Annotated in this window: 27 protein-coding genes; 9 read left to right on the top strand and 18 right to left on the bottom strand. The window is 71.8% G+C overall.

Features of this window, described 5'->3' with window-relative positions:
• Positions 1-32: 32 nt before the first annotated feature.
• From OG587_RS32410 to OG587_RS32370, 9 genes are all read right to left on the bottom strand, one after another.
• Complete coding sequence (locus OG587_RS32410; RefSeq protein ID WP_329082041.1) at positions 33-1,019, bottom strand: acyltransferase domain-containing protein; 987 nt, start codon at positions 1,017-1,019, stop codon at positions 33-35.
• The gene (locus tag OG587_RS32405; protein ID WP_329082039.1) at positions 1,016-1,624 is read right to left on the bottom strand and encodes a malonate decarboxylase holo-ACP synthase; all 609 of its coding nucleotides are present in this window, start codon (positions 1,622-1,624) and stop codon (positions 1,016-1,018) included. Before OG587_RS32405 ends, OG587_RS32410 begins: the two co-directional genes overlap by 4 nt.
• Positions 1,621-2,427, bottom strand: a complete 807-nt coding sequence (mdcE, locus tag OG587_RS32400) for a biotin-independent malonate decarboxylase subunit gamma (protein ID WP_329082037.1) — start codon at positions 2,425-2,427, stop codon at positions 1,621-1,623. Before mdcE ends, OG587_RS32405 begins: the two co-directional genes overlap by 4 nt.
• Complete coding sequence (locus OG587_RS32395; protein ID WP_329082035.1) at positions 2,424-3,326, bottom strand: biotin-independent malonate decarboxylase subunit beta; 903 nt, start codon at positions 3,324-3,326, stop codon at positions 2,424-2,426. The genes mdcE and OG587_RS32395 overlap by 4 nt, the downstream gene beginning before the upstream one ends.
• Positions 3,323-3,616 (bottom strand): malonate decarboxylase subunit delta, encoded by a 294-nt coding sequence (locus OG587_RS32390; RefSeq protein ID WP_329082032.1) that lies wholly within the window; start codon positions 3,614-3,616, stop codon positions 3,323-3,325. Before OG587_RS32390 ends, OG587_RS32395 begins: the two co-directional genes overlap by 4 nt.
• Positions 3,604-4,533 (bottom strand): triphosphoribosyl-dephospho-CoA synthase, encoded by a 930-nt coding sequence (locus OG587_RS32385; protein ID WP_329082031.1) that lies wholly within the window; start codon positions 4,531-4,533, stop codon positions 3,604-3,606. The genes OG587_RS32390 and OG587_RS32385 overlap by 13 nt, the downstream gene beginning before the upstream one ends.
• A gap of 7 nt (positions 4,534-4,540) precedes the next feature.
• On the bottom strand, positions 4,541-6,193 hold the full coding sequence (mdcA, locus tag OG587_RS32380) for a malonate decarboxylase subunit alpha (protein WP_329082030.1): 1,653 nt from the start codon (positions 6,191-6,193) through the stop codon (positions 4,541-4,543).
• A 212-nt stretch (positions 6,194-6,405) separates the two neighbouring features.
• A complete protein-coding gene (locus tag OG587_RS32375) occupies positions 6,406-7,179 on the bottom strand; it encodes an SGNH/GDSL hydrolase family protein (RefSeq protein WP_329082028.1) in 774 nt (257 codons plus the stop codon).
• Positions 7,176-7,748, bottom strand: a complete 573-nt coding sequence (locus OG587_RS32370; protein ID WP_329082026.1) for a TIGR03086 family metal-binding protein — start codon at positions 7,746-7,748, stop codon at positions 7,176-7,178. Before OG587_RS32370 ends, OG587_RS32375 begins: the two co-directional genes overlap by 4 nt.
• An 82-nt stretch (positions 7,749-7,830) precedes the next feature.
• Here OG587_RS32370 and pdxR point away from each other — a divergent pair, with 82 nt between their 5' ends.
• The gene (gene pdxR / locus OG587_RS32365) at positions 7,831-9,225 is read left to right on the top strand and encodes a MocR-like pyridoxine biosynthesis transcription factor PdxR (RefSeq protein ID WP_329082024.1); all 1,395 of its coding nucleotides are present in this window, start codon (positions 7,831-7,833) and stop codon (positions 9,223-9,225) included.
• 184 nt (positions 9,226-9,409) lie between these two features.
• A complete protein-coding gene (locus OG587_RS32360) occupies positions 9,410-10,279 on the top strand; it encodes an LLM class F420-dependent oxidoreductase (RefSeq protein WP_329082022.1) in 870 nt (289 codons plus the stop codon).
• A gap of 12 nt (positions 10,280-10,291) precedes the next feature.
• On the opposite strand, the gene OG587_RS32355 is transcribed toward OG587_RS32360, so the two are convergent.
• From OG587_RS32355 to OG587_RS32335, 5 genes are all read right to left on the bottom strand, one after another.
• Entirely contained in the window at positions 10,292-11,185 is an 894-nt protein-coding gene (locus tag OG587_RS32355) for an SAM-dependent methyltransferase (protein ID WP_329082020.1), read from the bottom strand.
• Positions 11,169-12,077 carry a helix-turn-helix domain-containing protein gene (locus OG587_RS32350; protein ID WP_329082018.1) on the bottom strand — a complete coding sequence of 303 codons (909 nt, stop codon included), beginning with the start codon at positions 12,075-12,077 and terminating at the stop codon, positions 11,169-11,171. Before OG587_RS32350 ends, OG587_RS32355 begins: the two co-directional genes overlap by 17 nt.
• Positions 12,078-12,555: 478 nt before the next feature.
• Positions 12,556-12,903, bottom strand: coding sequence for a spore germination protein GerW family protein (locus tag OG587_RS32345; RefSeq protein WP_329082017.1), 348 nt, complete (start codon positions 12,901-12,903; stop codon positions 12,556-12,558).
• 139 nt (positions 12,904-13,042) lie between these two features.
• Complete coding sequence (locus OG587_RS32340) at positions 13,043-13,471, bottom strand: pyridoxamine 5'-phosphate oxidase family protein (protein ID WP_329082015.1); 429 nt, start codon at positions 13,469-13,471, stop codon at positions 13,043-13,045.
• Between the two features lie 33 nt (positions 13,472-13,504).
• The gene (locus OG587_RS32335) at positions 13,505-13,669 is read right to left on the bottom strand and encodes a hypothetical protein (RefSeq protein WP_329082012.1); all 165 of its coding nucleotides are present in this window, start codon (positions 13,667-13,669) and stop codon (positions 13,505-13,507) included.
• A 167-nt stretch (positions 13,670-13,836) separates the two neighbouring features.
• Between OG587_RS32335 and OG587_RS32330 the strand changes: the two genes are divergently transcribed.
• Together OG587_RS32330 and OG587_RS32325 are read left to right on the top strand one after the other, a co-directional pair.
• Positions 13,837-14,691 carry a universal stress protein gene (locus tag OG587_RS32330; protein ID WP_329082011.1) on the top strand — a complete coding sequence of 285 codons (855 nt, stop codon included), beginning with the start codon at positions 13,837-13,839 and terminating at the stop codon, positions 14,689-14,691.
• Between the two features lie 26 nt (positions 14,692-14,717).
• Positions 14,718-15,431, top strand: a complete 714-nt coding sequence (locus OG587_RS32325) for a CBS domain-containing protein (protein WP_329082008.1) — start codon at positions 14,718-14,720, stop codon at positions 15,429-15,431.
• 105 nt (positions 15,432-15,536) lie between these two features.
• Here OG587_RS32325 and OG587_RS32320 read toward each other — a convergent pair whose 3' ends face one another.
• The 4 genes from OG587_RS32320 to OG587_RS32305 form a co-directional block, all read right to left on the bottom strand.
• Positions 15,537-15,824 carry a Fe-S cluster assembly protein HesB gene (locus OG587_RS32320; RefSeq protein ID WP_329082006.1) on the bottom strand — a complete coding sequence of 96 codons (288 nt, stop codon included), beginning with the start codon at positions 15,822-15,824 and terminating at the stop codon, positions 15,537-15,539.
• 176 nt (positions 15,825-16,000) lie between these two features.
• Positions 16,001-17,374 (bottom strand): FAD-dependent oxidoreductase, encoded by a 1,374-nt coding sequence (locus OG587_RS32315; RefSeq protein ID WP_329082004.1) that lies wholly within the window; start codon positions 17,372-17,374, stop codon positions 16,001-16,003.
• Between the two features lie 94 nt (positions 17,375-17,468).
• Entirely contained in the window at positions 17,469-19,040 is a 1,572-nt protein-coding gene (locus tag OG587_RS32310) for a multicopper oxidase family protein (protein WP_329082002.1), read from the bottom strand.
• Positions 19,007-19,423 carry a hypothetical protein gene (locus OG587_RS32305; protein ID WP_329082000.1) on the bottom strand — a complete coding sequence of 139 codons (417 nt, stop codon included), beginning with the start codon at positions 19,421-19,423 and terminating at the stop codon, positions 19,007-19,009. Before OG587_RS32305 ends, OG587_RS32310 begins: the two co-directional genes overlap by 34 nt.
• 507 nt (positions 19,424-19,930) lie before the next feature.
• Here OG587_RS32305 and OG587_RS32300 point away from each other — a divergent pair.
• The 5 genes from OG587_RS32300 (at position 19,931) to OG587_RS32280 (ending at position 26,401) form a co-directional block, all read left to right on the top strand.
• Positions 19,931-21,013: a LacI family DNA-binding transcriptional regulator gene (locus OG587_RS32300; RefSeq protein WP_443075281.1), complete on the top strand. Its 1,083-nt coding sequence runs from the start codon at positions 19,931-19,933 to the stop codon at positions 21,011-21,013.
• A 423-nt stretch (positions 21,014-21,436) separates the two neighbouring features.
• Positions 21,437-22,810, top strand: a complete 1,374-nt coding sequence (locus tag OG587_RS32295; protein ID WP_329081996.1) for an ABC transporter substrate-binding protein — start codon at positions 21,437-21,439, stop codon at positions 22,808-22,810.
• Between the two features lie 71 nt (positions 22,811-22,881).
• Positions 22,882-23,799: a carbohydrate ABC transporter permease gene (locus OG587_RS32290; protein ID WP_329081994.1), complete on the top strand. Its 918-nt coding sequence runs from the start codon at positions 22,882-22,884 to the stop codon at positions 23,797-23,799.
• 16 nt (positions 23,800-23,815) lie between these two features.
• The gene (locus tag OG587_RS32285; RefSeq protein ID WP_329081992.1) at positions 23,816-24,796 is read left to right on the top strand and encodes a carbohydrate ABC transporter permease; all 981 of its coding nucleotides are present in this window, start codon (positions 23,816-23,818) and stop codon (positions 24,794-24,796) included.
• A 39-nt stretch (positions 24,797-24,835) separates the two neighbouring features.
• The gene (locus OG587_RS32280) at positions 24,836-26,401 is read left to right on the top strand and encodes a glycoside hydrolase family 13 protein (protein WP_329081990.1); all 1,566 of its coding nucleotides are present in this window, start codon (positions 24,836-24,838) and stop codon (positions 26,399-26,401) included.
• The last annotated feature ends 74 nt before the right edge of the window (positions 26,402-26,475 follow it).

Genomic DNA, 26,475 nt, shown 5'->3' with positions numbered 1-26,475 from the left:
GCCATATCGCCGGTCTCGTCGGGGAACCGGCCTCATCGGGGAACCGGCCTCATCGAGGAGTCCGTTCTCCGGGCGGTCGCGCGTCGATCGGCTCCGTCCCCCCGGGCGCGGCGGGTGAGCAGTGCCGCGTCGGCGATGCCGGTGTCGGCGAGGGTGACGACACGGGCGCGGGGGTGGGCGGCCCGCGCGATCCTCGCGAGGACGTGCCCGGGAGGTGTCTGTACGAACAGGGTCGTGCCGAGCTCGCCGAGCAGGGCGACGGCGTCGCGCCATCTCACCGTGGTGGCGACGCCCCGGGCGAGGTCGTCGAGGACGGCGCCGGAGTCGCGCAGGAGGCGACCCGTGGCGCCGCCGAGGCAGGGGACGGCGAGGGGACGCCGGGGAATCGTGGCGAGGTGGTCCGCCATGGCGCCGGCGACGTGGCCGAGCAGCGGGCAGTGCGAGGGGACACCGATGTCCAGGCGTTGTGCGCGCCGGGCGCCGGCCCGGCCGGCCGCCGCGGTGAGGCGTTCCAGGGCGCGGTCGCTGCCGGCGACCACGACCTGCTGGTCGGTGTCGACGACGGCCAGGTAGGCCGGGTCGTCGTCGGTGGTGATCGACTCGATCACGCGCCGGACCTGGGGTACGGTCAGCCCCAGTACGGCCACCATGCCGTACCCGCGAGGGTAGGCGTCGCGCATCAGCTCGCCGCGGTGGCGCACGGCTGTGAGGGCTTCGGCGAAGGTCAGGGCCCCGGCGGCGACGGCGGCGGGGAACGCTCCGGCGGAGTGCCCGGCCACGGCGTCGGGAACGGCGCCCTCGCCGGCGAGGGCGCGGGTCGCGGCGACCCCGGCGACGCAGAGCGCGACCTGCGTGGTGACGGTGGATTCCAGCGCCTCCGCGGTGTCCCGCCGCGACGAGCCGGGCAGGATCCGCTCGGCCTCGGCGAGGGTCGCGGTGACGGCCGGGTGGCCGGGCAGGTCGTGGAGCATCCCGGGACGCTGCGCGCCCTGGCCGGGGTAGAGGAACGCGACGCTCACGCGGGGGCCCACGGGTCGTCCACCAGGTGCGGGCCGTGGTCGGTACGGGCCATGACGGGGCCGCCGGTGCGGGCCCACTCGGTGAGGCCGACCCCGCCGCCGGGTGTCTCCAGCTGGCAGTCGACCGGGCCGGGGAGGGCGGCGAAAACGGCCGCCAGCCGCCTGGCCAGGGTTCGGTCCAGCCTGTGTGGTGCCCGTATCAGCAGGTCCAGGTCGCTTCCGGGGTGGGTGACCGGCTGCCCGGTGGCCAGTTCGAAGCCGACCCCGCCGATCGGTCCCCAGGCGGCGCCTGCGTCCAGTTCGCCGGCGAGCAGGAGGGCGACGGCGGAGAGGGTGACGGCGAGCAGGGGGAGCCAGGGCCGGCGTCCCCTCAGTTCCTCGGGCGGCACGGAGCGGATGACCGCGCCGGTGGGAACGAGGGCGGCGTGGCGTTGCCATCGCTCGGTCCCGCGGATGCCGACCGGGACGAGGCCGGGCGGGTGCGGTGCCCGCCGCACGACGCCCCAGGGACAGGCGGTGATCGACGCGGGGACCCACGCCGGAGACGTGTCCTGGAGAGCCGCGGCTCCGGAGAGCCGCAGCAGATCGTGCGGACGCGCGGTCACCGCCATTGGGCGGCGAGCGTCTCACGGACGCGGCGGGAGGCCGCCCGGGTTCGCCGGGCGGCGGGCGAGGTGAGCCGGTCGCTCAGGTCGCGGGGACCGCGGCGGGCCCGTTCGACGGCGGCGGTGAGCGCGTCCTTCACCTTCCCGACGTCCCCGCCGGTCGGGTCGTCGGCGTTCTCGACGTCCAGGAGCTCGTCGCACAGGCCGAGCCTCGCCCAGTCGGTGACGTCGTAGGACAGCGGGAGGATCCGTCGTGCCAGCTCGTCGAGCTCGTCGACGGTCCGGCGGGTCACCTTCGCGGCGGCCTTCCTGTGCATGGCGTGAACCACCACGCCGGGGTCGTTGAGCGCGAGGATCCGGTTGGCCTGCGCGCCGTGCGCCAGGAATCCGCCGGACAGCGCCGTTCCGACGATGAGCGTGATCACGGGGTGCCCGGCGGTGCGGGCGCGGGCGTAGGCGTCCACCGCGACGGCCAGGGCGTGGTGGAGGCCGAGCAGCTCCTCGACGCGCCCGTAGGCCTGGCTGGGTACGTCGACGACGGCGACGATCGGGCGGCGTCGGTCGTCGGGCAGGCGCGCGTCCGCGGTGACGACGCCGGTCACCGCCTCGGCGAGCGAGAGCCCCTCGAGGAGGCCGACCTCGCCGTCGCGGGCCCGGTGGTACGGGCTCCGCGGGTCCGGCACGACGGCGACCAGGCGGGCGACGTCGCCCCCCAGCGTGGTGTCCGCCGTGATCACCGACGGGACCACGCCGCTCACGTCGCCGTCGGCGAGCGCCCGCGTCCAGTTCCGGCCCCGGCTCATGACCTGTCCCCCTTCGGCGGTGCGACTTTCCGCGGCACGGCCCGCGCCCAGACGGCCGCGAGGTCGGCGGGCTCCGGTGGATCGGCCGGGTCGACGGCCAGGAGACGGGCCCGCAGCTCGCTGATCCGCTGGGAGCGGTGTTCGCCGGGCACGCCGCGTCCCACCGCGTCGATCACGGCGGACCGTACGGCGGCGACGTCGTCGAGGACGAGCACGTCGGCCAGCGCGGTCCCGGTGCGCTGCGTGCCGCCGTCGATCGACCAGATCAGTGCGTGGTCGGAGGCGTCGAACTCGGCGATGCCCGCCTCGGACTCGATCACCTCGGGGCCGTCGAGCCCGAGACGGCCCTCCCCGGTCATGATCAGCCTGGTGCACAGCCCGGCGGCGATGCTCATGCCGCCGAAGCAGCCCAGCGCTCCGGCGATGACGCCGACGACGGGCTGGAGGGCGCGCAGCTCCAGCAGCGCGGAGCACACCTCCGCGGTCGTGGCCAGGCCCAGATTGGCCTCCTGCAGGCGTACACCCCCGGTCTCCAGCAGCAGGATCGCGACCGTCGGGGTGCCGTCGCGGTTGTCGGCGGCGGCCAGGGACAGCGTGGCGGCGATCTTCGTGCCGGAGACCTCCCCGATGCCGCCGCCCTGGAAGGCCTGCTCGATGCCGATCACGACCGCGGGGCGTCCGCCGAGCCCTCCCTTGACCACGACGACGCCGTCGTCGGACTCCGGGACGACCCCCTGGGGTTCCAGCCAGGGCGACTCGATCCGGTCGAAGGGGCCGCACAGCTCGCGGGCGGTGCCGGTGTCGAGCAGCGCGGTGGCGCGCGCCCGCGCGCCCAGTTCGATGAAGCCGGTACGGGCGAGCAGCGCGTCCCAGTCCGTCCGGGTGTCCCGCGCGGTCATGTCCTGCCCTCCTCGACGGCCTGCCGCAGGCGCAGGGTGACCACGCCGGGTGTCGCCCCGAAGTCGTTGAGCTCGAAGCTCCCGGCGACCCCGTGGCGGGCGAAGAACCGCTCCAGCACGGTCCGCCACACCGTGTCGAACCCGTCGACGCTGGTGCGTACGCGCACCCGGGCGACGGCGGTCGGCTCCGGGGTCATCAGGACCTCCAGATCCCCCGAACCGACCACCCCGACGTGCGCCCGCCGGGCGGCCGGGCGGTCGGCGGGGAACTCGTAGTTCAGCGTTTGCACGTGGGTACCCTCCGTTCGGTTCGGGCACCGCGCTCCGGCCACGGCACCATGTCGAGGAAGAGCGCGGCGGCCAGCAGGTCTGCGCTCCCGCCCGGCGACAGCCGCCGCGCGGCGCACCGCTCGTCCAGCTCGACGAGGGCGGCGTGACCGCGGGCCGTACCCGCGCCTCCCTCGGCCAGGACGCGCTCGGCGCCGGACCGTACGACGCGCAGGCCCTCGGGGCCGCCGCGGTGCAGGACGCAGGTGTCGTCCAGGAGGCTCATCACCTCCAGCAACGCGTCCAGCCGGGCCACCTCCTCGGCCAGCCCGGCCGCCCTGGCCCGGCGCAGCCGCGGCAGGGCGACCTTGACGACGTGGGGGAAGGCGGCCTCGGCCTCGCCGCGGGCACCGCGCACCCCGTACCGCCGCCGGGCCAGCTCGCCGTGGGAGGGCGCCCCGGCCGGAAAGTGCCGGTCGGGAAGGGCGGCCAGCCGGGCCGCATGGCCGGCGGCCTCCCGCGCGTCGGCGGCGCCGGCGACGGTGGCGACCAGCAGCCCGAGCGCCCACAGCGCCCCGCGGTGCGTGTTCACTCCTCCCGTGATCCGCAGCATGGCCGCCTCGCCCGCACGGCCGAGCCGGCCCAGCTCCTCCCGGCGCTCGATCCCGAGGGCCGTCCGCTCCGCCACCTCGGCGACGGAGCGGAACGTGGGGCGCAGCGCGCGGGCGGAGGCGAGGAGAAGTGGCAGGTCCATGTCGTCGTGCGCACCGGGGCCACGGCGGTCGGCCAGGCCGGGCTTGGGGCTGAGCCGTGCCTCCTGGCCGAGCGCCCGGACGGCCAGGTCGGCGAGCAGGGCCGCGGACGGTCCCGACGGCCGTGCTCCCGTCGTCCCTATCGTCCCCGCCGTTCCCGCCGCGGGCACGCCACCGATGACGGTCATCGGCCGGTCACCAGGTCCGGAACCGGGTGGGCGGATCGTACAGGCCACCGGACCAGGCGACGAGATCCTCGATGCTGCGGGCCGCCAGCAGGGAGCGGTCCGCCTTGCGGACGTCGACCTTGAGGTCTTCCGGAAGCGCGACCAAGCCGTCGCGGCGCAGTTCCTCCACGCGTCGCTCGTCCATGTCGCGGCCGACCGGGGTGGCGCCCGCGATCGCGGCCACCGCCTCGCGCCGCTCGGCCAGGCCGGCGGCTCTGTAGAGGTAGGCCACCCCCTCCTCGGTCACCACGTGGCTGACGTCGTCGCCGTAGATCATGATCGGAGGGATGGGCATTCCGGCGTCCCTGCCCACCTGGACGGCGTCCAGCGACTCCACGAACGCCGGGACGCCGCCGGAGCGGAAGGTCTGGGTGATCTGCACGACGAGCTTGCGCCCCCGCGGCGCGCCGGCCTCGCCGGTCAGCAGGCTCAGCCAGGCGGGGGAGGCGTGCCTGCGGCCGTGCGGATCGTGTCCCATGTTGGGTGCTCCGCCGAAACCGGTCAGGCGGCTCTCGGTGACCGTCGAGGAGTTCGCGCAGGCGTCGATCTGCAGCGACGACCCGATGAACATGTCCACGGCGTACTGACCCGCGAGCTGGCACAGCACCCGGTTCGACCGGAGCGAGCCGTCCCTGCCGGTGAAGAACACGTCGGGGCGGGCGGCGACGTAGCGTTCCGTGCCGGGTTCCCCGCCGAAGCAGTACACCGACTCGACCCAGCCGCTCTCAATGGCGGGAATGAGCGTCGGGTGCGGGTTGAGCGCCCAGTGCTTGCAGATCTTCCCGCGCAGGCCCAGCTCCTCACCGTACGTGGGCAGGATGAGCTCGATCGCCGCGGTGTCGAAGCCGATCCCGTGGTTCAGCGTGGTCACGCCGTGCCGCTCGTAGATCCCGCGCAGCGCCAGCATGGCCATCAGGATCTCCACCGGGCCGATCCGGCGGGGGTCCCGGGTGAACAGCGGCTCCAGCGCGAAGGGCCGGGGGCTCTCCACGACCAGGTCCACCCAGTCGCCGGGGATGTCCACCCGGGTAACCTCGTCCACCAGCTCGTTGACCTGGACCAGGACCACGCCGTCGTGGAACGCCGTCGCCTCGGCGATGGTCGGGGTGTCCTCGGTGCCGGGGCCGGTGTACAGGTTTCCCCCGCGGTCGGCCTGCTCGGCGCAGAGCAGCGCGACGTCCGGGGTGAGGTCGACGAACATCCGCGCGTACAGCTCGACGTAGGTGTGGATCGCCCCGACCTCGACCCTGCCGTCGGCGAGCAGCTGCGCCATGCGCACGCTCTGCGGGCCGGCGTAGGAGAAGTCGAGACGGTGGGCCACCCCGCGCTCGAAGAGGTCCAGATGCTCGCGCAGGCTGATCGAGGAGATCAGCATGTGGAGGTCGTGGACCACGTCCGGATCACAGCCGGCCAGCGCCTCGGCGAGGAAGTCCGCCTGTTTCTGGTTGTCGCCCTCCAGCGCCACCCGGTCGCCCGGACGCAGCAACGCCTGCAGGGCGTCGCGCGCCCGTCCGGCGTCCAGCACCCGGCCCGAGGTGAAGGACCGCACCGCCTCCAATCGCTCCCGTTTCGCGGCGCGCCGACGTGTCCAGTCCCGGGTGACCGCCTTCGCGAGTGCCATCGCCTGCCCCCAATTAAGGTTCCTGGGGCTGATACCTCGCGAAGAATAAGAATTAACTCAAATCCTGTTAAAACGTCATAATCGGTGATCGAGGTTCGGTATCGCCTCGGTAGTCGGAGGTGCGCGGCGTCCGCGTCGAAGAGGAGACCTTCCAGGAAAGGTGAGACCTCCCGGGAAAAGGGCGGACTCCCTCACAGGCCCCGGCGGGCCGCTCAGCCGGGCCGCCGGTCCGGGGGCGGGCCGGACGGCGACTCGAAGACGCTTGTCATGACCGGGCGCTTGGGGAGGATCCCGTCACCCGAGGAGCGGCCCGTCAGGCGGCGGCGCAGCCAGGGGGCGAGGTACGCCGAGGCCCAGCGGAGGTCGGCGAGCGGCGCCGGTCCGGTCCCGGGCGGGCCGGGAGGAGGCGGGGGAGGGGCGGCGCGGCCGAGCGTGGCCAGGACTTGGTCGGCGACCCGGCGGTGGCCCAGCGGGTTGAGGTGCAGGCGATCGGCGCTCCACAGTTCGTGGCCGTCGAGCGCCCGGTCGCCGAACAGGTCGACGAGGTAGACCCCGCGCCGCTCGGCCACCTCCGTGACCAGGTCGTTCATCGCGACGATGCGGGGCCGCAGCACCCGGGGCAGCGGGAGCCGTACGCTCATGTCGGGGAAGCGGAAGAGCAGCACGTCCGCGCCCGACGCGCGCAGCCGGGCGACCACCTGGTCGAGGCGGTCGCGCATCGCGGCCAGGTCGAAGCCGCGCCACAGCGCGTCGTTGCCGCCCCCGGAGATGCTGACGAGTGACGGGCCCATCGCGATCGCCGCCTCGACCTGCCGCGTGACGACGTCGTCGAACCTGCGCCCCCGAACGGCCAGGTTCGCGTAGCCGAAGCCCGGCGAGCAGAGCTCCGCCGCCACGAGATCGGCCCACCCGCGGAACGTGCCGTCGGGAAGCGGGTCGCCGACCCCTTCGGTGAAGCTGTCGCCGATCGCGACGAAGCCCGTCACGGGGTCCACCGCGGGTCGCGCCCGAGGTGGGCGACGAGCCGCTGGTAGACCGGCGCGCCGCCGGCGGCCTCCACCGGGTGGCCGAACGCCTGCCCCGGCCCGCGGCTCAGCGGCATGCGAAGCACCATCTCCAGCGCGGCCTCGGCCAGGTCCGGGGTCAGGTCGCCGGGCATGCCGAGGGCGCGGGCCACGTCCCAGCCGTGCACGACGCCGTCGACGAAGTGCATGGAGACGGCGAACGCGCCGGGGAGGACGCCGAACTCGCGCACCTCCACCCGCCGTTCGAGCATGCCCTCCGCGGCGAACGCCTCGTTCACCAGGGCGACGGACCGCTGGAAATCCTCCGAGGGGTCCGCGCCGAGCACGCCGCCGTCCCACCCGGAGCGGCCGGGGGCGGTGCCGCTCGCGGCGGCGGCGAAGCCGAGATTGTCGGAGACCTGGTGGCGGATCAGCCCGTACAGGGTCCAGTCGGCGCACGGCGTGGGCCGCCTGAGATCCTCGGGGGTGACGGTGGCGACGACCTTCCCCAGGGCGTCACTCGCCCGCCGGTCGAGTTCGAGAATGTCCATGCGGCTCACTCTAGGAGCGGGAGCGGCCCTGTGTCAGGGCCAGAAACGGCTGAATCGACTGGGCCACTCTAGACTTGCCCCCGTGCACGTGAGCCTGGAGGGACGCACCGACCTGGCGGGCCAGATCTACCAGCAGATCCGCGCCGCCGTACTCGACGGGCGGCTGCGGCACGGTGAGCCGCTGCCCGCCACCCGCGAGCTGGCCCGGGATCTCGCGGTCTCGCGGAACACCGTGAGCGCCGCCTACGACCGGCTGGCAGCCGAGGGCTTCGTCGAGGGCCGGATCGGCGTCGGCACCTTCGTCCGCGCCGCCGCCCTGCCGCCCGCGAGCCCCCGGACGGACCGCGGCCGGCTCCGGCCGCGCGCCGTCTGGCAGGGGATCCCCGTGCCGCGCGGCCTGGACCGGCGGCCCAGGTACGACTTCTGTCCCGGCCTTCCCGACGTCCGGATGTTCCCCTACGAGGCGTGGCGCCGGCTGGTCTCCCGGGAGTTGCGGAGCTCGGCCGTGGGCAGTGGCATGTACGGAGACCCGTTCGGCCACGCCGGGCTGCGCGCGGCCATCGCCAGGCACGTCGGCGTCTCCCGCGCCGTGCTCGCCGATCCCGACGCCGTCGTCGTCACCTCGGGCGCGCAGCAGGCGCTCGACCTGATCGGCCGGGTGCTGCTCGAACCCGGTGACCGGGTGGCGGTCGAGGACCCCGGCTACCCGCCGCCGAGGAGGTTGTTCGAGTCGATGGGCCTGCGGGTCACGCCGGTTCCCGTCGACGCCGAGGGCCTGGTGGTGGACGCGCTGCCCGCCGACGCCCGCGCGGTCTACGTCACCCCCTCCCACCAGTTCCCGCTGGGCATGCCGATGTCGCTGGCCCGCCGGATGGCGCTGCTCGCCTGGGCCGAGGAGCACGGGGCCGCCGTGATCGAGGACGACTACGACAGCGAGTTCAGGTACGGCGGTCGCCCCATCGAGCCGCTGCAGAATCTGGACAGGTCCGGCCGGGTGCTCTACGTCGGCTCGTTCTCCAAGGTCATGCTGCCGACGTTGCGGCTCGGCTTCCTCGTCGCGCCGCCCGCGCTGCTGCCGGCTCTCGGCGCGGCCAAGTACGTCACCGACTGGCACACCCCGCTCCCCGGCCAGGCGGCGCTGGCCGGTTTCATCGACGAGGGGCTGCTGGCCCGGCACGTCCGCAGGATGCGAACCGAGTACGAGGCCCGCCATCGGCGCGTCACCCAGCGCCTGGCCGGCGCGCTGGACCTGGTGACCTCCGCCGCCGGGCTGCACACCAGCGGCTTCCTGCCGCCCGGCCGTCCCGGCGTCGCCCGCCGGGCCCGCGACGCCGGGATCGGCCTGATGACCCTGTCCGACTTCGCGGTAAACCCGACCCGACCCGGCCTGGTCGTCGGCTACGGCGCCGTCCCGCTCGACCGGATCGACGACGGCCTCACCCTGCTCCTGTCGGTCATCGGCACCGGGGAGGCGTGAGCTCGCGGCCGGAAGGCCCGCGGGACCCGCCGAACGATGGCGCCAAAAGCGAGTGCCGCCTCGCGCCGTTCCAGATGTAGATCTTTCCCTCCGGACGCGACGCCACGGTGCCGCGCGCGGTTGAGCGGTGTCGTGCGCGGAATGATGGTCGGAGAGTTCGCCCGACCGTTGACGGGAGCCATGGATGCAGATCGGTGTTGTCTTTCCCCAGACCGAGATCGGCGCGGACGCGGGCGCGGTGCGCGCCTACGCGCAGGGCGCCGAGGAGCTCGGCTTCCGGCATCTGATGGCCTACGACCACGTCGTCGGTGCCGACCCGGAGGTTCACCGGGGCTGGAAGGGCGTCTACGACATAGAGTCGACGTTCCACGAACCGATGGTCCTCTTCGGGTATCTCGCCGCGCTGACCTCACTGGAGCTGGTCTCCGCGATCGTCATCCTGCCCCAGCGGCAGACGGTTCTGGTGGCCAAGCAGGCGGCGGAGGTCGACCTGCTCAGTGGCGGGCGGTTGCGGCTGGGCGTGGGGCTGGGGTGGAACCAGGTCGAGTACGAGGCCCTCGGCCAGGACTTCGGCACCCGGGGCAGGCGCGTCGAGGAGCAGGTGGAGTTGATGCGCCGACTGTGGACCGAGCGGTCGGTCACCTTCGAGGGCACCTATGACCGGGTGACCGGGGCGGGGCTCGCGCCGCTGCCGGTGCAGCGGCCGATCCCCGTCTGGTTCGGCGCGCAGTCACCCCCGGCGTACCGGCGCGTCGGGCGGCTGGCCGACGGCTGGTTCCCGCAGATGCCTCCGGGCCCGGCGCTGGACGAGGCCAGGGCGACGATCGAGGAGGCCGCCGCGCAGGCGGGACGCGACCCCTCCGCGCTCGGCATGGAAGGCCGGGTGAGCTGGACGGGCGACGCGGAGGAGGCGGGTGACCTGGCCCGCCGGTGGTGGGAGGCCGGTGCCACCCACCTCGCCGTCAACACCATGAAGGCGGGGCTGAGCTCGGTCGACGACCACCTGGGCGCGCTGGAGGCGGTGGCCGAGACGCTCGAACCGCGGAAAGGCTAGACCGCCACCCCCTCAGCGCGGCGGGATCCTGCCGAGACCGGCGACGACCTCGAACGCGTGCTCGGGGAACGGATCGTCGTCGGCGGGGCGCCAGTCCGCCGCCAGGACGAGCCCGGGTTCGAGGAGCTCGAACCCCTCGAACAGCTCGCCGACCTCGCGCATGGTGCGGAGCTGTACCGGGTTGCGGGTCTGCCCGTACACCGCCAGCCCGGCGGACGCCTCGTCCTCCGGCATCGTGTCGGAGCAGGCATGGGTCAGCCCCAGGTAGCTGCCCGGCGCGAGGGCGTCACGCAGCCGGGCCATGAGGTCGCGCGCTGTGTCTCTGCCGTCTCTGCCGTCTCTGCCGTCTCTGCCGTCTCTGCCGTCTCTGCCGTCTCTGCCGTCCCTGCCGTCCCTGCCGTCCCTGCCGTCCCTGCCGTCTCCGCCGTTTCCGACGATGAAGTGCCACACCGCGACCGTGAACACGCCGATCGGCCTGGTGAAGTCGAGCGTGGCCCGCACCCGGGGATGGTCGAGGATCTCCTGCGGCCGGCGCAGGTCCCCGTGGATCGTCAGCACGCCGGAGTGGTCCACCGTCGACTGGTTGTGCGTGACGACCGTCAGGTCGTTGTCGACGTACACGACGCGGGCCTCCGGGTGGACCCCGCGCACGACCTGGTGGAGATTCGGGGGAGTGGGCAGGCCGCAGCCGATGTCCAGGAACTGGTCGATGCCCGCCTCGGCCATCGCCCTGGCGGATCGCAGCAGGAACCCGCGGTTGGCCCGGCACGCGTCGGGGACCGTCGGGAAATGGGCCACCAGCATCTTGACGGCCTCCCGGTCCGCCGCGAAGTTCTCCTCGCCGCCGAGCATGACGTCGTACATACGGGCCGCGCTCGCCTGCGACGCGTCACTGGGATGGGTCACCGGGTGCCTTTCTCGGAGGGTTCTCGGAAGGTGGGGGGTCGTCCATTACGTGAATGCGGTCACAGATCCTCATGAGGAGCGCCGTCGTGTCGCCACGCTCGCAGGCCGCGATCGAGAGCCGGTCGAAGGTGATGGCGTGATCCTCGCGGACGGTCCGTTCGGTGACCTCGTCCCTCTCGCCGTGCACGGCGACCATCTGGGGTCGGCTGTGACCGCTGCGAAAGATCGTGAAAGGCCCGTAGCCGGGCATGAACCGTGAGCCCATCGGATTCACCTGGATGCTGACGCCCTTCATCTGGGCGGAGGCGGTCAGCGCGATGAGCTGGCGGATGTGCGCGTCGACGCCCGCGATCGGCCGCCACAGCACGGGCTCCTCGATCACGGCCCACAGCACGGGCCGGTCGGCGCCGGAGAGCACCTTCTGGCGGCGCAGCAGCTGCTCCACGCTCCTCTCGACGTGCGGGGGCGGGGTCGGGTACCGGCTCATCCGGTAGGCCGCGGCCGCGTACTCCGGGGTCTGCAGGAGCGGCGGGACGACGAACGGCTGGTAGGTGCGGATGAGGTCCGCGGTCTGTTCCAGGCGCATCACCACCGCCGCGTCCAGCGGGAGTTCCTTGCTGTCCCACCAGTCCGGTTTGCGCTCGCCGAACGCCACCGACAGCAGCATCTCCTGCTGGTACGGGTCGGTGATCCCGTACAGGGTGAAGAGGTCGCGCAGGTCGTCCCGGCGAAAGCCCCGCTGCCCGGTCTCCATGCGGCTGATCTTCGACTCGCTGGCGCGGATGGCCTTGCCCGCCTCGGCGGCGGTCAGGTTGCACTGGAGCCGTAGCTGCCGGAGCCGGGCGCCGACGATCTGGCGCGCTATGTCGCCGGCCTCCGCGTGAGCCTTCACATCCCCTCCGAGCATCTCCACCTGCCGGACCACCGGTGGGAGCCGTCGCCCGCCCTCGACTTGCCATGGCAAGATCACCTGGAAAGTGAAATCGAGGCTATTGCTTATTTTCTCCTACTGTCTAGGGATTTCAGGTAGCGTTCCACGAAATTTCAAGATCACAAAACTTGCGGAAGGCACGTCCGGTCAAGGCCCACCCCCGGGTGAGCCGGCCGAGCGGCGGGCGGCTCCCGCGGGTGTCCGGGCCTCCCGTCGCCGCCGCGCCCGCTCGGCGTCGCCGTGGAGGTCGCCTCCCGATGGCCTCGACCACCTGCCGAGGGTGCCGACGGTGCCGGCGGGCGGCCTTGGGCCATGTTCCAGCCCAGCACCCCGGTGACCTCGCCGCCGAGCGGCCTGGCGGGGGTCAGGCGGGCGGCCGGGACGACGACCTGGTCCCGCAGGGTGCGGCCGGAGACGGTCAGCACCTTGCACGCCGCCGCTACCGCTTCTTCGCCGCCCTGGCGCGGGCGCGCGCTATGGAGCGCACCGTCAGCAGGGCGGCGACGAGGACGATCTGACCGCCGAGGACGATGCGGTTGACGTCCACCACGGGTTGCCAGCGGACCTCGGAGTCCTTGATGACGAACACCCCGGTGGCGGTGACGCCGAAGCCGAACCCGCCCCCCGTCCCCTCCGAGGGACGCTCACCCTTCTGGTTCCCGCCGCCGCCACCGCCACCACCGGTGACCCTGGCCACGGGAATGATCGTCATGCCGTCCTGGACGATGGGCTCGCCGAAGACCCGCCTGATCGAAACGGTGTCCTTCGCCTGTTCGATCATTTCCATGATGCTCATCGTGTCTGCCCTTCCGGTGGCCGATATCCCCTCCATGATCGTGCGGGACACGGTGCCGGGAAAGGGGCGAAGGTCCCATCCCGGGCTGGAGGCCCCCGGCCGGCCTCCCGGGACGGCTCCGGGGCGGGTGTCAGTTCTCTCGCGCGTCGTGCCGGTGGGAGAGGCGGCGGCCGGTGATCTGTTCGGTGCGGACCACGATGTAGTGGCCGTGGTCGCCCGGCGCCCAGGGGTGCAGGGGCAGTGTGGACAGGCGTTCGATCTCGCCCGGTTCGCGTACGGCGCGCGCGGGCCCGACGGCGGTGACCGACCAGCCGGTGCGGGTGGTGTGGTCGAACTCGTCGGCCTCGAAGGCGACGATCGCGTCGCTGGCGGCGGCGGCGAGTTTGGAGCCGAGGCCCGTGCGGATCACGATGTTCTCCTCGTCGAGGACGAAGTTGACCGGCTGCACGGCGGGCAGGGCCCGGTCGGTGAACACGATGCGCCCGATCGAGGCCGAGACCAGGAGTGCGACGCACTCCTGGCGGGAGAGGATCTGCAGGCCTGCCGAGTCGAGCTTCATGCCCTCCAGGTTGCCCGGTCGTTCTGCGGGGTGTTAGGGGCGAAAGTCCCTTTCATCGCCGACGATCTGCCCTTGAGCGGGCGACCCGGGCACGCCGTCGCGCGGTTTCCCGGCCGGGAACATCCGCTCGCCGATCCGCCGGTCGGTCAGGCCCTCGCCGATCGGCTTCAGGAGCCGCCGCTCCTGATCCGACAGCACGGCCGGCGGCTCCCCTCGCCGCCCGGTCGCGCTCGGCCGGGTACCGGAGGCGGCCGGTCCTCGGCGAGGGACGAAAGACCCTGTCCTCACGCGATGAGATCGGGACCTGTGGCCCTGGAGCCGGGCTGTCCGGCGGAGATCTGATGGGAGAGGAAGGGAGAACAGCCATGTCTGCTCTGATCATCGCCGGGACCGACGGCTCCATCGGCGCGAACGCCGCGGTCGGATGGGCCGCCGACGACGCCGCCCGCACGGGCCTGCCGCTGCGCATCGTCACCGCCGTGCATCGGTGGCCGAACGACATCCCCCGGTTCGCCGTCCTGGACGGGGAGGAGGATGCGATGACCAGGGCCGCCCGCAAGGTGCTGGCCGAGGCCGAGGCGACGGCACGCACTCGCCGGCCCACCGTCGAGGTGAGTACCGCCCTGGTCGAGGGCCCGCCCCCGACGGTGCTGCGCGACCAGGCACGGGACGCCGCGGAGATCGTCATCGGCAGCCGGGGTCTCGGCGGCCTCGCCGGAGCCGTCATCGGTTCGGTCAGCACGCACGTCGCCGGGCACGCGCACTGCCCGGTCGTCGTGGTCCACCCCGGTCAGGCGCCGTCGTACGGCGAGATCACGGTCGGCGTCGACGACTCCGACGCCTGCGAACCCGCCCTCGCCTACGCCTTCGAACAGGCCAGGTATCGCGGTTGCACGCTGCGCGTCCTCTACGCCTGGCAGCTGCCCGTGCACGCCTTCGCCCCGGAGATCGACTACGACATGGACGAGATCCGCATCGCCCAGTACGCCGTGGCGGCCGACCGGCTCGCCTCCTGGCGGCAGAGGTATCCCGAGGTGGGGCTCATCGAGGACGTCCGGTGCGCGCACCCGGTCGAGGCGCTCGTCGAGGCCTCCACCGGCGCCGACCTGCTCGTCGTCGGCTCCCACGGCCGTGGTGCCCTGGGCTCGCTGCTGCTGGGCTCGGTCAGCCGGGGCGTCCTGCACCACGCGCACTGCGCCGTCGCGGTCGTCCGCTCATGACGACACTCATGCGAACACTCATACGAATGCTCGAAGGACTCGCAGGAACCGAGGGGAAGAAGATGTCGATCACCGTGAGTGACGTGATGGGCCGTACCGCCATCGCCGTGCGGCAGGACGCGGGCTTCGCCGACATCGTGGCCGTGATGAGGCGCTTCGCCGTGGGCGCGGTGACGGTCGTCGACGCGGACCGCCGTCCGGTCGGGGTGGTCTCCCAGGACGACCTGCTGCTCAAGGAGAGCGACGCGGTGCGCCACGGCGTCTCCGTCTTCGAGAGCGCCGCCCGCCGCCGCGAGCACGAGAAGGCCGCGGCGGTCGCGGCCAGGGACCTGATGACCTCGCCCGCGGTCACCGTCACCCCGGGCATGGCCGCCCGGGACGCGGCGCGGCTCATGCACGACAGGAGGATCCAGCAGCTGCCGGTGATCGACCCGGTGACCGGCCGCCTCGCCGGCATCCTGCACCGGGCGGACCTGCTGCGCGTCTTCGACCGCCCCGAGACCGAGCTGCGCGCCGAGGCCGAAGCCGTCGCCCGCGACCTGGCCACCCCCGGCTCCGAGGTGGCCGTCGGCGTCGAGAACGGCGTGGTGACGCTCGACGGCGAGGTCGAACGCCGCTCACGGGCCGTTCAGCTCGTCGAGGCGATCCGCCGGCTCGAAGGTGTCATCGACGTCACCTCGCGGCTCGAGTACGGCGGCGACGACCCGCGTCCTGACGGCGACGTCCTCTCCCGCGCGTGACCCGGGCCCTGAAGCCCGCTCGGGACAGTCCTTCCCGCACGCACGGGCCCCGGCCCCCTTGCAAGGGGGCCGGGGCCCGCGTGCGCCGGGTCCGTCCCGAGGTGGTCAGGGAAGCTGTTCGGTGACGAGAAACGCGACGCCGCCCCCCTCGTCGACGTCGGCGTCCAGCGACTTGTCGTCGAGCATGTCCACGACCTGCGGGTCGAGGAAGATCCGTGCTCCTTCCGACTCCACCACCTTGTCGGCGGACTCGGGATGTTCCGCGATCGAGAGCACGAGCGATCCGGTTCCGTCGCTCTGGGACGAGATGCGGACCCCGGTGTCCGGAGAGTCTGTCACCTGCGAGCTGAGATCCCGGATTACCTGGGCTGCTGTGTCCGTCAATGTGAGCATTGCTACTCCTTGTCGGGATCGGGACTTGGATTCTTCGCCCTTGCCCGCTCTCGTCCCGCCCAACCATCTCCCCGGACTTTCTCGCGACGGTGGACGACCCGCCGATCATGTGGAACGCCCGGGAGCCGCCTCGCGGCGGGCGGGGTGGCCGGGGAGATCCAGGGGGGCGGGACGGTTCAGGCCCTCCCGTCGAGCCGGTCGACGCGCTCGGCCGCCTTGCGCGCGGCGATCAGGACGGGGTCCCACACCGGGGCGAACGGGGGAGCGTACGACAGGTCGAGCCCCGTCATCTCCTCCACCGTCATCTCGTGCCAGAGGGCGACGGCCAGGGCGTCGATACGCTTGGCCGCGCCCTCCTGGCCGACGATCTGGGCGCCCAGCAGACGGCCCGTTCCCCGGTCGGCGATTATCTTGATCTTCATCTTGCGGGCGCCGGGATAGTATCCGGCGCGCGTGGTGGACTCCACGATCTCGCCGACCGGCTCGAACCCGGCCTCCACCGCCTCCGCGGTCGTCAGGCCGGTGCGCGCCACCTCGTACTCGCAGATCTTGGACACCGCGGTGCCCACTACGCCCGGGAAGGCGGCGTACCCGCCGCCGAGGTTGATGCCCGCGACGCGTCCCTGCTTGTTGGCGTGGGTGCCGAGCGCGATCGCGACCGGCCGCCGGGAGACCCGGTGGAAGGTCTCGACGCAGTCGCCGGCGGCCCAGACGCCCTCCACCGGGGTCCGCATCCGCCGGTTGGTCCTGATCCCCGAGGTCTCGCCGACCGGGACGCCCGCGGCCTCGGCCAGCGCGCTGTTCGGCCGGGTGCCGAGACCGAGGACGATCAGGTCCGCGGGCAGGGTCCGGTTCTCGGTGCGGGCCCCGCGGACCCGCCCTGCGGACTCCTCGAAGCCCTCGATGCGCTCGCCGAGGTGCACCCCCACCCCCAGGTCGCGCAGGGCGTCGGCGACGAGGACACCCATGTCCGGGTCGAGCGTGCCCATCGGCTGCTCGGCGCCGTCGACGAGCGAGACCTCCAGCCCTCGCCGTACCAGCGCCTCGGCCATCTCCAGGCCGATGTAGCCCGCGCCGACCACCACGGCCCTGCGCGGCTTCTCCTCCAGGGCCTCCAGCAGCGCGACGCCGTCGTCCAGGGTCTGCACCCCGTACACCCCCTCGGCGTCGGCGCCGGGCAGGTCGGGCCGGGCGGGCACCGCGCCGGTGGCGATCACGAGCTGGTCGAACGGCTCCCGGCTCCGGCCGCCCCGGTCGTCGCGCACGGTCACCGCGCGCCGGTCCAGGTCGATCTCGACGACCTCGCCGCCCAGCCGCAGGTCGATGGCGAACTCGTCGCGGAAGACCTCCGGACGCCGGCTGATCAGGGACTCCACGTCGGAGACCTCCCCGCCCACGAGATAGGGGATCCCGCAGGCCGAGTAGGAGGCGTGCGCGCCCTTCTCGAAGGCGACGATCTCCAGGTCGCCGGACCCGCGCCTGCGCCTGGCCTGTGAGGCCGCGCTCATCCCCGCGGCGTCGCCGCCGATCACCACCAGTCGTTCCGTCATCGTCGAACCCCCCTGTGGACCGCCGATGGTACGGCTTCCTCCCCGGGACGCGCTCAAACGGCCGCGCCGCCACGCCGTGCGCCTCCGGCGGCCCCTAGACCACCTCGAAGTCGGCCATCATCGCCATGTCCTCGTGTTCGAGGTTGTGGCAGTGCATCATGTAGCGCCCGCGGAAGCCCTCGAAGCGCACCAGGACCTCCACCACCTCGTAGGGACGGACATCGACGGTGTCCTTCCAGCCGCCGTCCGTCGCCGCCGGGGTCCTGCCGTTGCGTGACAGCACCTGGAAGTGGGCCATGTGCACGTGCACGGGGTGGTGGAAGTCGCTGGTGAAGCGCCAGATCTCGGTGGTGCCGAGCCGGGGGCGGGCCAGCGGGCTGCCGGGCCGGAACGGCAGGCCGTTGATCGTCCAGGCGGCCTCCGGGCCCTGTCCGGTCCTGCGGAAGTCGAAGGACCGCGACACGGCCGACGGCGGCCTGACGGCCGGTTCGACCTCGGCCAGGCGCCCCGGCACCGCGCTGTCCTCCCGGGCCCGGCGCGCGACGCGGAAGCGCATCACGTCGCGGGCGGGGCCGGTGCCGAGGGTGTTGACCATCGTCACCTCGGTGCCGACCGGGTAGGCGGAGAAGTCGACGACCACGTCGAACCGCTCGGCGGGGGCCATCGTGATCGCCTCGTGCGCGACGGGGGCGGCCAGCAGCCCGGCGTCGCTGCCGACCTGGGCGAACCGGCCGCCGGGGGTCAGCTCCAGCCGGTAGCGGCGGGCATTGGAGGCGTTGAGCAGCCGCAGCCGGTATCGGGTGGCCGAGACCTCGAGCACCGGCCAGGGGGCGCCGTTGACCAGGATCACGTCGCCCTCGACACCCTCCATGTAGGCGGCCTCGACCCCGGCGCTCACCAGCAGGCTGGGGTCGGTCGCCGGGTAGCGGAACGAGCCGTCCTCCTCGAAGGCACGGTCGCAGATCATCAGCGGGATGTCCCGCTCGCCCCTGGGCAGCGGCAGCGCGTCGTCCTCGTCGTCACCGACGATCATGAACCCGGCCAGCCCCCGCCAGACCTGCGGGGCGGTGAAGTCCATCCGGTGGTCGTGGTACCAGAGCGTGGCGGCCCGCTGGTCCAGCGGGTACGCGTAGTCCCTCGCCCCCGCGTGCAGCGTCCACTGTGACGGATCCACGAGCATGCCGTGGTGGGAGTGGCCGCCGGGCGGGGGCCGGAAGCCGCGACCCTCGGCCACCACCAGGTCGGTGGGGTAGCCGTCGGAGCCGGCCGGGGTGACCCCGCCGTGCAGGTGCGTGGAGGTCGGCACGGGCAGCTCGTTGCGTACCCGGACCGTGACGGGGCTCGCGCGCCGCACCGCGAAGGTGGGGCCGGGGAACGTGCCGTCGAACCCCCACACCTCGGTCGTCGTCCCCGGGACGATCTCCACCTTCGCGGGACGCTGGACCACCTCGTAGTGTCCCGGCCGGGTGGGGCGCGCCACGGCGGGGATCGGCAGCGGGACGGTGAACGGCCTGGGCAGCGGCAGCGCGCTGGACAGGACCTGACCGGAGGTCTCGGCCGACACGGAGCCGCACCCCGCCGCGGCCAGGCCCGCCGCGCCGAGCGCGCCGCCCAGGAAGAGCCTTCTGGAGATCACGCCGCCGCCCCCCGCCGCTGTCCCCGCCATGTCCAGGTGGTCATCGACACGGCCATGCCGAAGATCACCATCGCCAGCGGGATGTGCATGGCGACCAGGCGCTCGAGGCCCAGCGCGACCTGGGCGTTCACCAGAACCACCTGCAGGGCGCTCACCCAGAGCGGCCACAGCGGGCCGCGTCCGGGCCGCCACAGCGTGATCGCGGCGATGAGCTGCAGGCCCACCAGCACCGTGGTCACGGTGGCGTTGAGGTTGTGGTGGGCCAGCAGGTCCACCTTCCCGGTGACGAACATGCCGCCGATGACCGCCTGGCCGAGCACCGTCACCAGGTGCAGGGTGGCGGTGACCCGCAGGGACCAGACGATCCAGGCGGGCACGCGGGCCCGGCCGGTCGGAGCGGGTGGGGAACTCATGGACACCTCCGTTGGATTTCGGTGTCCAGACTCCCGGCCGGCAGCGCGGGCGTCGTCACCCTGACGGAGGGGCTCGGCCGTACTCCCGGTGGCGTACGCGGGGCCGGCCGCGTCCGGGCGTGCGTCCGGGGGAGTAGACGGCGCCGCCCCGCGGAGTATCGCGAGGCGGGCGAGGGCACGCGCCGGGCTTCCGGGACGCCGCCGAGATGCCGTCCGGATGGCGAGGGGATGCCGACCTCTTGACAGCAGGGCAGAATCAGATGATAAAAAATCATAAGATGACAAACAGATAGCTGTAATATTTCATTCGTATGTCGCAAAGAATCGATCACCGATGGCTCCCTGCTGTCGTGGATTCGACGCCGGGCGGATCCCTCCAGGTCCGCAGGCCGGTGAACTCGGGTGATGATGGCGCGCGAATGGCCGTTTGAGGTCCGGCAATCGCCTCCACCAGGGCATGAAGCTCTCATCTCGGACCGCCATAACGCGTCATCCTCGTGAACCGGTATGACACCGGTCCGCAAATCTGATGTAAACACTTGCGAAAGCCGCCGTATGCTTGCGGGCATGACGCGGAGGCTTGCCGAGGTGGCCAAGAGGGTCGGGATGAGCGAGGCGACGGTCAGCCGCGTGCTCAACGGCAGGCGCGGCGTCTCCGAGTCGACCAGGAACGCCGTGCTGACGGCGCTCGACGCCCTCGGCTACGAGCGCCCGACCCGGCTGCACCGCGACCGCGCCCGCCTGATCGGCCTGGTCTTCCCCGACCTGCACAATCCGATCTTCCCCGCGTTCGCCGAGGTCGTCGGCGGGGCGCTCGCCCAGCAGGGGTTCACCTCCGTGCTGTGCACGCGCACCTCGGGCGGGCTGCAGGAGGCCGACTACGTCGACCTGATGCTGGCCCAGCACGTCTCGGGCGTGGTCTTCGCCGGTGGCGCGTACGCCGACGAGGACGCCTCCCACGAGCACTACGGGCGCATCCTGGAGCGGCGCCTGCCCGCCGTCCTGGTGAACGCCTCGGTCGGGCACCTCGGTTTCTCCCAGGTCTCCTGCGACGACGTCACCGCCGCCGAGATGGCGGCCGGGCACCTGCGCGCCCTCGGCCACGAGCGCGTCGGGATGGTCCTCGGCCCTGCGGACCACATGCCGTCGCGCCGGAAGCTGGAGACCTTCGCCGCCTACGCGCGGGTCCACGGCATGGACTTCGGCGACCACCTCGTCGAGCACGCCATGTTCTCGATGGAGGGCGGCCAGGCCGCCGCCGCCCGGCTGGTGCGGCGCGGCGTCACCGGCCTGATCTGCGGCAGCGACCTGCTCGCGCTCGGCGCGGTGCGCGCCGCCCGGCGCGAGGGGCTGGCGGTGCCGCGCGACGTCTCGGTGATCGGGTACGACGACTCGGCCATGATGAACCGGACCGATCCGCCGCTGACCACGGTGCGCCAGCCGATCGAGGCGATGGGCCGCGCGGCGGTGGACCTGCTGGTCGCCCAGATCGACGCCGCGGCCCTGCCGGGGGGCGAGCTGTTGTTCGACCCCGAGCTCGTGGTCCGCGCCTCCACCGCGCCGGCGGCGCCCAGGGCCATACCGGCCTGACCGTTTCCGGGCCGCCGCCTCGAGGTCGCTTCACGGTCGCTTCAAGGGGCGCTCCCGCGTCGCCGCGTCGCCGGGCTGACCGCCCCGATCGGCGTTTTCCCAGGTCCGGCCGTCCCGCCCACGGTCTCCGGCCCCGGGGTACGCCCGCCCCGCGCCCGCTCTCGGTCCTTCTGGGGCGATCTTTTCTAAAAATTTCGACAGGAAGATGACGTCATCAAGCATCTTTTCGCAAGTGGATGACTCCACTCCGTGTCATGTGCGTGTAGCCGCAGGTCGGAAGGGGTTCTCGCTCGCGGCAGGAGTGTTACGGGGGGATGGCCGTCCGATCACTGTCACTTTTTTGCATCTGAATTGACGGGCTCTTGCTACTTCCTGCACGCCTCTATATGTTTCTCGCAACCGACCCGCCAAGGAGTGCCTCGGATGAAATCCCCCAAGCTCTCGATGCTGCTCGCCGCAGCCATCGCGCTCACCGCCGCCGGGTGCGGCAACGACGACAGCGGATCCCAGGCCGCGGAAACCACGCCGAGTGCCGCCGGGGCCGACGCTCCGGTCACGATTTCCGTCGGCTGCCAGCCGCCGAAGAGCAACCCGCTGGAGCGGACCGCCTGGGACGAGGACGTGGCAGCGTTCAAGAAGCTGCACCCGCACATCACGATCGACAGCAAGGACGCCTTTCCCTGCATCAACCCGGACACCTTCCAGGCGAAGCTGGCCGGTGGCTCGATGGAGGACGTCTTCTACGTTTACTTCACCGATATCAAGAAGATCATCGCCGCCGGCCAGGCGGCCGACATCAGCCCGTACGTCAGCGGCATCAAATTGCTGAACGACATCCGGCCCGACGTCCTGGCCACCTTCAAGGAGGGCGAGAAGCTCTACGGCCTGCCCAGGAACAACTACTCCATGGGCCTGGTCTACAACCGCAAGCTCTTCACCCAGGCCGGTCTCGACCCCGCCGCCCCGCCCAAGACCTGGGCCGAGGTGCAGGACGCCGCCAAGAAGATCTCCGGTCTCGGCGCCGGATACGTCGGTTTCGGTGAGTACAGCGCCGGCAACACCGGCGGCTGGCACTTCGCGGCCTCCCTCTACGGGCGCGGCGGCGAGATGGTCACCCCCGACGGCAAGGCCGCGGCCTTCAACAGCCCCGAGGGCAAGGCCGTCCTGGAGAACCTCAAGACCATGCGCTGGACCAACAACAGCATGGGCACCAAGCAGCTCCTCCAGTGGGAGGACCTGATGCGGATGATGGGCGGCGGCAAGCTCGGCATGATGATCGGCGCCCCCGACGTCGTCCAGGCCGTCAACAACGACTTCAAGGGCAAGTTCGAGGACTACGGGGTCACCGCTCTGCCCGAGGCCAAGGCCTCGCTCAGCGGCGGTGACGGTTACATGATCAACCCCAAGGCCACGCCCGAGAAGATCAAGGCCGCCATGCTGTGGCTGGAGTTCCACGAGCTGACCCCCGGCGAGGGCCAGTTCAACTACGCCCGCAGCAAGCAGCAGGGCCGCCCCGTCGGCCTGCCGATCCCCGACCTGTACGGCGACACCGCGCCGGGCAAGGAGATCATCGAGCTGCGCAAGGCGAACGCCACCGTTCCCGTGGAGAACTTCACCCCCTTCGTGGAGGGTTCCGCGGCCATCCAGAACAAGCTTGAGCCGCCGAAGTCGCAGGAGCTCTACGCGATCCTCGACGTGGCCATGTCGGCGGTGCTGACCAGGCAGGACGCCGACGTTGACAAGCTTCTGGCCGACGCCGAGGCCAAGGCGAACAAGGTGCTGGCGAAGTCGAGCTGACCTTCTGACACCCGGGGTGCCGGCCCGTCGGCCGGCACCCCGACACTCATGTTGATATCGGGAGTCAACCGATGACCACAATGACCGTGAAAGGTCCACGGCGGCGAAAGCCGGGAGCGTTCCGGCGAGGGCTGCGGCGCAACCTGACCGCCTACGGGTTCCTGTGCGGCGCGCTGATCTGTTTCGCCTTCTTCTCCTGGTACCCCATGGTGAGGGAGGTTCTGCTCAGCTTCCAGCAGACGAACTTCGTCGACGACCCCACCTGGGTCGGCCTGGACAACTTCCGTACCGTGACGGAGGACTCGGCGTTCGCCCAGGCGTGGCTCAACACCCTCGCCTTCACCGGCCTGGCGCTCGTGTTCGGCTACGTCGTCCCGTTCGTGGCGGCGATCGTCCTGAACGAGCTGCGGCACGCGCGGGCCTACCTGAGGTTCATCGTCTACCTCCCGGTGATGCTGCCGCCCGCCGTCGGGGTGCTGCTGTTCAAGTGGTTCTACGACCCGGGCGCCGGCCTGTTCAACCAGATCCTGGACCTGGCGCACCTGCCGGCCCTGAGCTGGCTCGACTCCACCGACACCGCGCTGATCTCCCTCGTCATCGTCTCCACCTGGATGAACCTGGGAACCGGCACGCTGATCTACCTCGCCGCGCTGCAGAGCATCCCCAGCGAGCTGTACGAGGCCGCGGAGCTGGACGGAGCCGGGATCTTCAAGCGGGTCTGGCACGTGACGATCCCGCAGACCAGGCTCATCCTGCTGGTGATGCTGCTGCTGCAGATCGTGGCGACCATGCAGGTCTTCATCGAGCCGTACCTGCTCACCGGCGGCGGCCCGGAGAACGCGACGCTCACCGTCGCCTACCTCATGTACCAGTACGCCTTCAACTTCGGTGACTTCGGCGCCGGAGGCGCGCTCGGGCTGATGCTCATGGTCGTGCTGATGGTGTTCTCCGCCTTCTACCTGCGCCTGTCGCGGGACAACCAGAGCTAAGGAGGCAGCTGAGCCGATGTCGAACCTCACCGTTCAACCAAGTCGCCCGGCTCCCGTCCGGCCGCCGGAGCGGGGCTCCGGGAAGAAGACCGGGCGGCCGCGCAGGTCCAAGGAGCCGTCCAGGGAGGTCCGGAGCCTGGTCTCCCCGCACACCCTCACCACCCCGCACGGCCGGTGGATCTACCGCATCGTGCTGACCTCGGTGGTGCTCCTGTTCACCGCCGTGTTCGTGTTCCCGCTCTACTGGATGGTCACCGGCGCGCTCAAGACCTCGGAGGAGCTCGCCCAGATCCCGCCGAGCTTCTTCCCGACGTCGTTCGACTTCGGGGTGTACGCCGAGGCGTGGGACCAGCTGGACCTGGGGACCTTCCTCACCAACACCGTCATCTACGCCGGCGGCGCCTGGCTGTTCACGCTGGCCATCGACGTCTCGGCCGCCTACGCGCTGTCGAAGCTGCGGCCGGTGCTGGGCAACGTGGTCCTGGGCCTGATGCTCGCCACGCTCATGATCCCGCCGATGGTCATCCTGCTGCCCGCCTACCTGACGGTCAAGGACATGCCGATCTTCGGCTGGGACCTGCTGAACACCCCGTGGGTGATCTGGCTTCCCGCCGCGGCCAACGGGTTCTTCATCTTCCTGCTCAAGCGTTTCTTCGACTCGATCCCCAGGGAACTGCTGGAGGCCGCCCAGATCGACGGCGCCTCTCCGGCGCGTATCCTCTGGTCGATCGTGCTGCCCGTCTCCCGGCCGATCATCGGAGTGGTGTCCATCCTCTCGGTGGTCAGCGTCTGGAAGGACTTCGTCTGGCCGCTGCTGGTGCTGCCGGACGGGGACAAGATGACGATCAGCGTGGGCATCGCCTCGCTCTCGGCGCAGATGCCGCAGAACGTGCTGATCGCCGCACTGGTGATCGCGAGCATCCCGACGATGATCGTCTTCTTCATCTTCCAGCGCAGCATCATGGCCGGCCTCACCGCCGGCAGCCTCAAGGGCTGACCTCGTCACCCACCTACAACTACAAGGAGTTGTTCCAGCATGTCCGAAACGTGGTGGCGGGGAGCCGCGATCTACCAGGTCTATCTCCGGAGCTTCGCCGACGGCAACGGCGACGGCATCGGCGACCTCGCGGGACTCCGCGCGCGCCTGCCGTACCTCTCCGACCTGGGCGTCGGCGCGATCTGGCTCAACCCCTGGTACCCGTCGCCGATGGCCGACGGTGGGTACGACGTGGCCGATTACCGTGACATCGAGCCATCGTTCGGCACGCTCGCCGAGGCGGAGGAGTTCATCGCCGAAGCGCATGCCCTGGGTATCAAGACGATCACCGACATTGTCCCCAACCACGGCTCCGACCGGCAGAAGTGGTTCCTGCAGGCGCTGGAGGCCGGGCCGGGCTCACCCGAGCGGGAGCGCTTCCACTTCCGCCGGGGGCGGGGCGAGAGCGGCGAGCTGCCGCCCAACGACTGGCAGTCGATCTTCGGTGGCCCCGCGTGGACCCGGATCGCCGACGGCGAGTGGTACCTGCACCTGTTCGCCCCCGAGCAGCCCGACTTCAACTGGGACAACCCGGAGGTCGTCGAGGAGTTCCACGACGTGCTGCGGTTCTGGTTCGACCGGGGCGTGGACGGCATCCGGATCGACTCGGCCGCCCTGCTGGTCAAGGACATGGACAGCCTGGGGGGTGAGGAGGCCTACACCGACCTCGACGGCGTCCACGACGTCTACCGGGGCTGGCGCCGGGTGGCCGAGGAGTACGACGACCGGATCCTGATCGGCGAGGTATGGCTGCCCGACCAGGAGCGGTTCGCCCAGTACCTGCGCCCCGACGAGATGCACACCGCGTTCAACTTCGACTTCCTGGCGTGCACCTGGGACGCGGCCGCGCTGCGCGGGTCGATCGACCTGACCCTGGCCACGCACATCCCGCTGGGCGCGCCTCCCACCTGGGTGCTGTCCAACCACGACGTGACGCGTCCGGTGACCAAGTACGGCAGGGCCGACACCTCCTTCAGCCACGCCGACCGCAAGCACGGCATGCCCTCCGATCCGGTGCTGGGCGAGCGCAGGGCGCGCGCGGCGGCGCTGCTCGCGATGGCGCTTCCCGGCGGCCTCTACGTCTACCAGGGCGAGGAGCTGGGGCTGCCGGAGGTCGAAGACATCCCCGACGAGCTGCGCCAGGACCCGATCTGGGTCCGCTCGGGCCGTACCGACGCGGGCCGCGACGGCTGCCGGGTGCCGCTGCCGTGGTCGGGTGACGAGCCGCCGTTCGGGTTCGGCACCGGGTCGACGTGGCTGCCGCAGCCGCTGGAGTGGAAGGCGCTGACGGCCGAGGCCCAGGCCGCCAACCCCACGTCCATGTTCACCCTCTATCGCGCCGGGCTGCACCTGCGCCGCGAGCTGCTCGGTGACGGCACGCTGACCTGGCTGGACGCGCAGGACGGGGTGCTGGCCTTCCGCCGGGAGTCGGGTCTGGTCTGCGTGGTCAACCTCGGCGCGGAGCCGGTGTCCCTGCCCGAGCACGAGTCGGTCCTGCTGGCCAGCGGCCCGCTGGAGGAGAACCTGCTCCCCTCCGACACCACCGTCTGGCTCCGTACGGTCTGACCCTCCACCCCTCGGGACTCCCGGCTCGGGGCCGCCGGGGTCCGGCGGTCACGGTCTGGCCTTCCGCCCCTGGG

It is taken from the genome of Streptosporangium sp. NBC_01469 (assembly GCF_036227305.1).
GTDB lineage: Bacteria > Actinomycetota > Actinomycetes > Streptosporangiales > Streptosporangiaceae > Streptosporangium.
Note: the sequence above shows the minus strand (reverse complement) of the source record. Positions and strands in the feature narration are given on the sequence as shown.

Coding starts and splice junctions, on each gene's coding strand:
- mdcE (WP_329082037.1), bottom strand. CDS start 2,427: ATGAGCCGGGGCCGGAACTGGACGCGGGCGCTCGCCGACGGCGACGTG.
- OG587_RS32395 (WP_329082035.1), bottom strand. CDS start 3,326: ATGACCGCGCGGGACACCCGGACGGACTGGGACGCGCTGCTCGCCCGT.
- OG587_RS32385 (WP_329082031.1), bottom strand. CDS start 4,533: ATGACCGTCATCGGTGGCGTGCCCGCGGCGGGAACGGCGGGGACGATA.
- mdcA (WP_329082030.1), bottom strand. CDS start 6,193: ATGGCACTCGCGAAGGCGGTCACCCGGGACTGGACACGTCGGCGCGCC.
- OG587_RS32370 (WP_329082026.1), bottom strand. CDS start 7,748: ATGGACATTCTCGAACTCGACCGGCGGGCGAGTGACGCCCTGGGGAAG.
- OG587_RS32360 (WP_329082022.1), top strand. CDS start 9,410: ATGCAGATCGGTGTTGTCTTTCCCCAGACCGAGATCGGCGCGGACGCG.
- OG587_RS32345 (WP_329082017.1), bottom strand. CDS start 12,903: ATGGAAATGATCGAACAGGCGAAGGACACCGTTTCGATCAGGCGGGTC.
- OG587_RS32340 (WP_329082015.1), bottom strand. CDS start 13,471: ATGAAGCTCGACTCGGCAGGCCTGCAGATCCTCTCCCGCCAGGAGTGC.
- OG587_RS32330 (WP_329082011.1), top strand. CDS start 13,837: ATGTCTGCTCTGATCATCGCCGGGACCGACGGCTCCATCGGCGCGAAC.
- OG587_RS32325 (WP_329082008.1), top strand. CDS start 14,718: ATGCTCGAAGGACTCGCAGGAACCGAGGGGAAGAAGATGTCGATCACC.
- OG587_RS32320 (WP_329082006.1), bottom strand. CDS start 15,824: ATGCTCACATTGACGGACACAGCAGCCCAGGTAATCCGGGATCTCAGC.
- OG587_RS32315 (WP_329082004.1), bottom strand. CDS start 17,374: ATGACGGAACGACTGGTGGTGATCGGCGGCGACGCCGCGGGGATGAGC.
- OG587_RS32310 (WP_329082002.1), bottom strand. CDS start 19,040: ATGGCGGGGACAGCGGCGGGGGGCGGCGGCGTGATCTCCAGAAGGCTC.
- OG587_RS32305 (WP_329082000.1), bottom strand. CDS start 19,423: ATGAGTTCCCCACCCGCTCCGACCGGCCGGGCCCGCGTGCCCGCCTGG.
- OG587_RS32300 (WP_443075281.1), top strand. CDS start 19,931: ATGACACCGGTCCGCAAATCTGATGTAAACACTTGCGAAAGCCGCCGT.
- OG587_RS32295 (WP_329081996.1), top strand. CDS start 21,437: ATGAAATCCCCCAAGCTCTCGATGCTGCTCGCCGCAGCCATCGCGCTC.
- OG587_RS32290 (WP_329081994.1), top strand. CDS start 22,882: ATGACCACAATGACCGTGAAAGGTCCACGGCGGCGAAAGCCGGGAGCG.
- OG587_RS32285 (WP_329081992.1), top strand. CDS start 23,816: ATGTCGAACCTCACCGTTCAACCAAGTCGCCCGGCTCCCGTCCGGCCG.
- OG587_RS32280 (WP_329081990.1), top strand. CDS start 24,836: ATGTCCGAAACGTGGTGGCGGGGAGCCGCGATCTACCAGGTCTATCTC.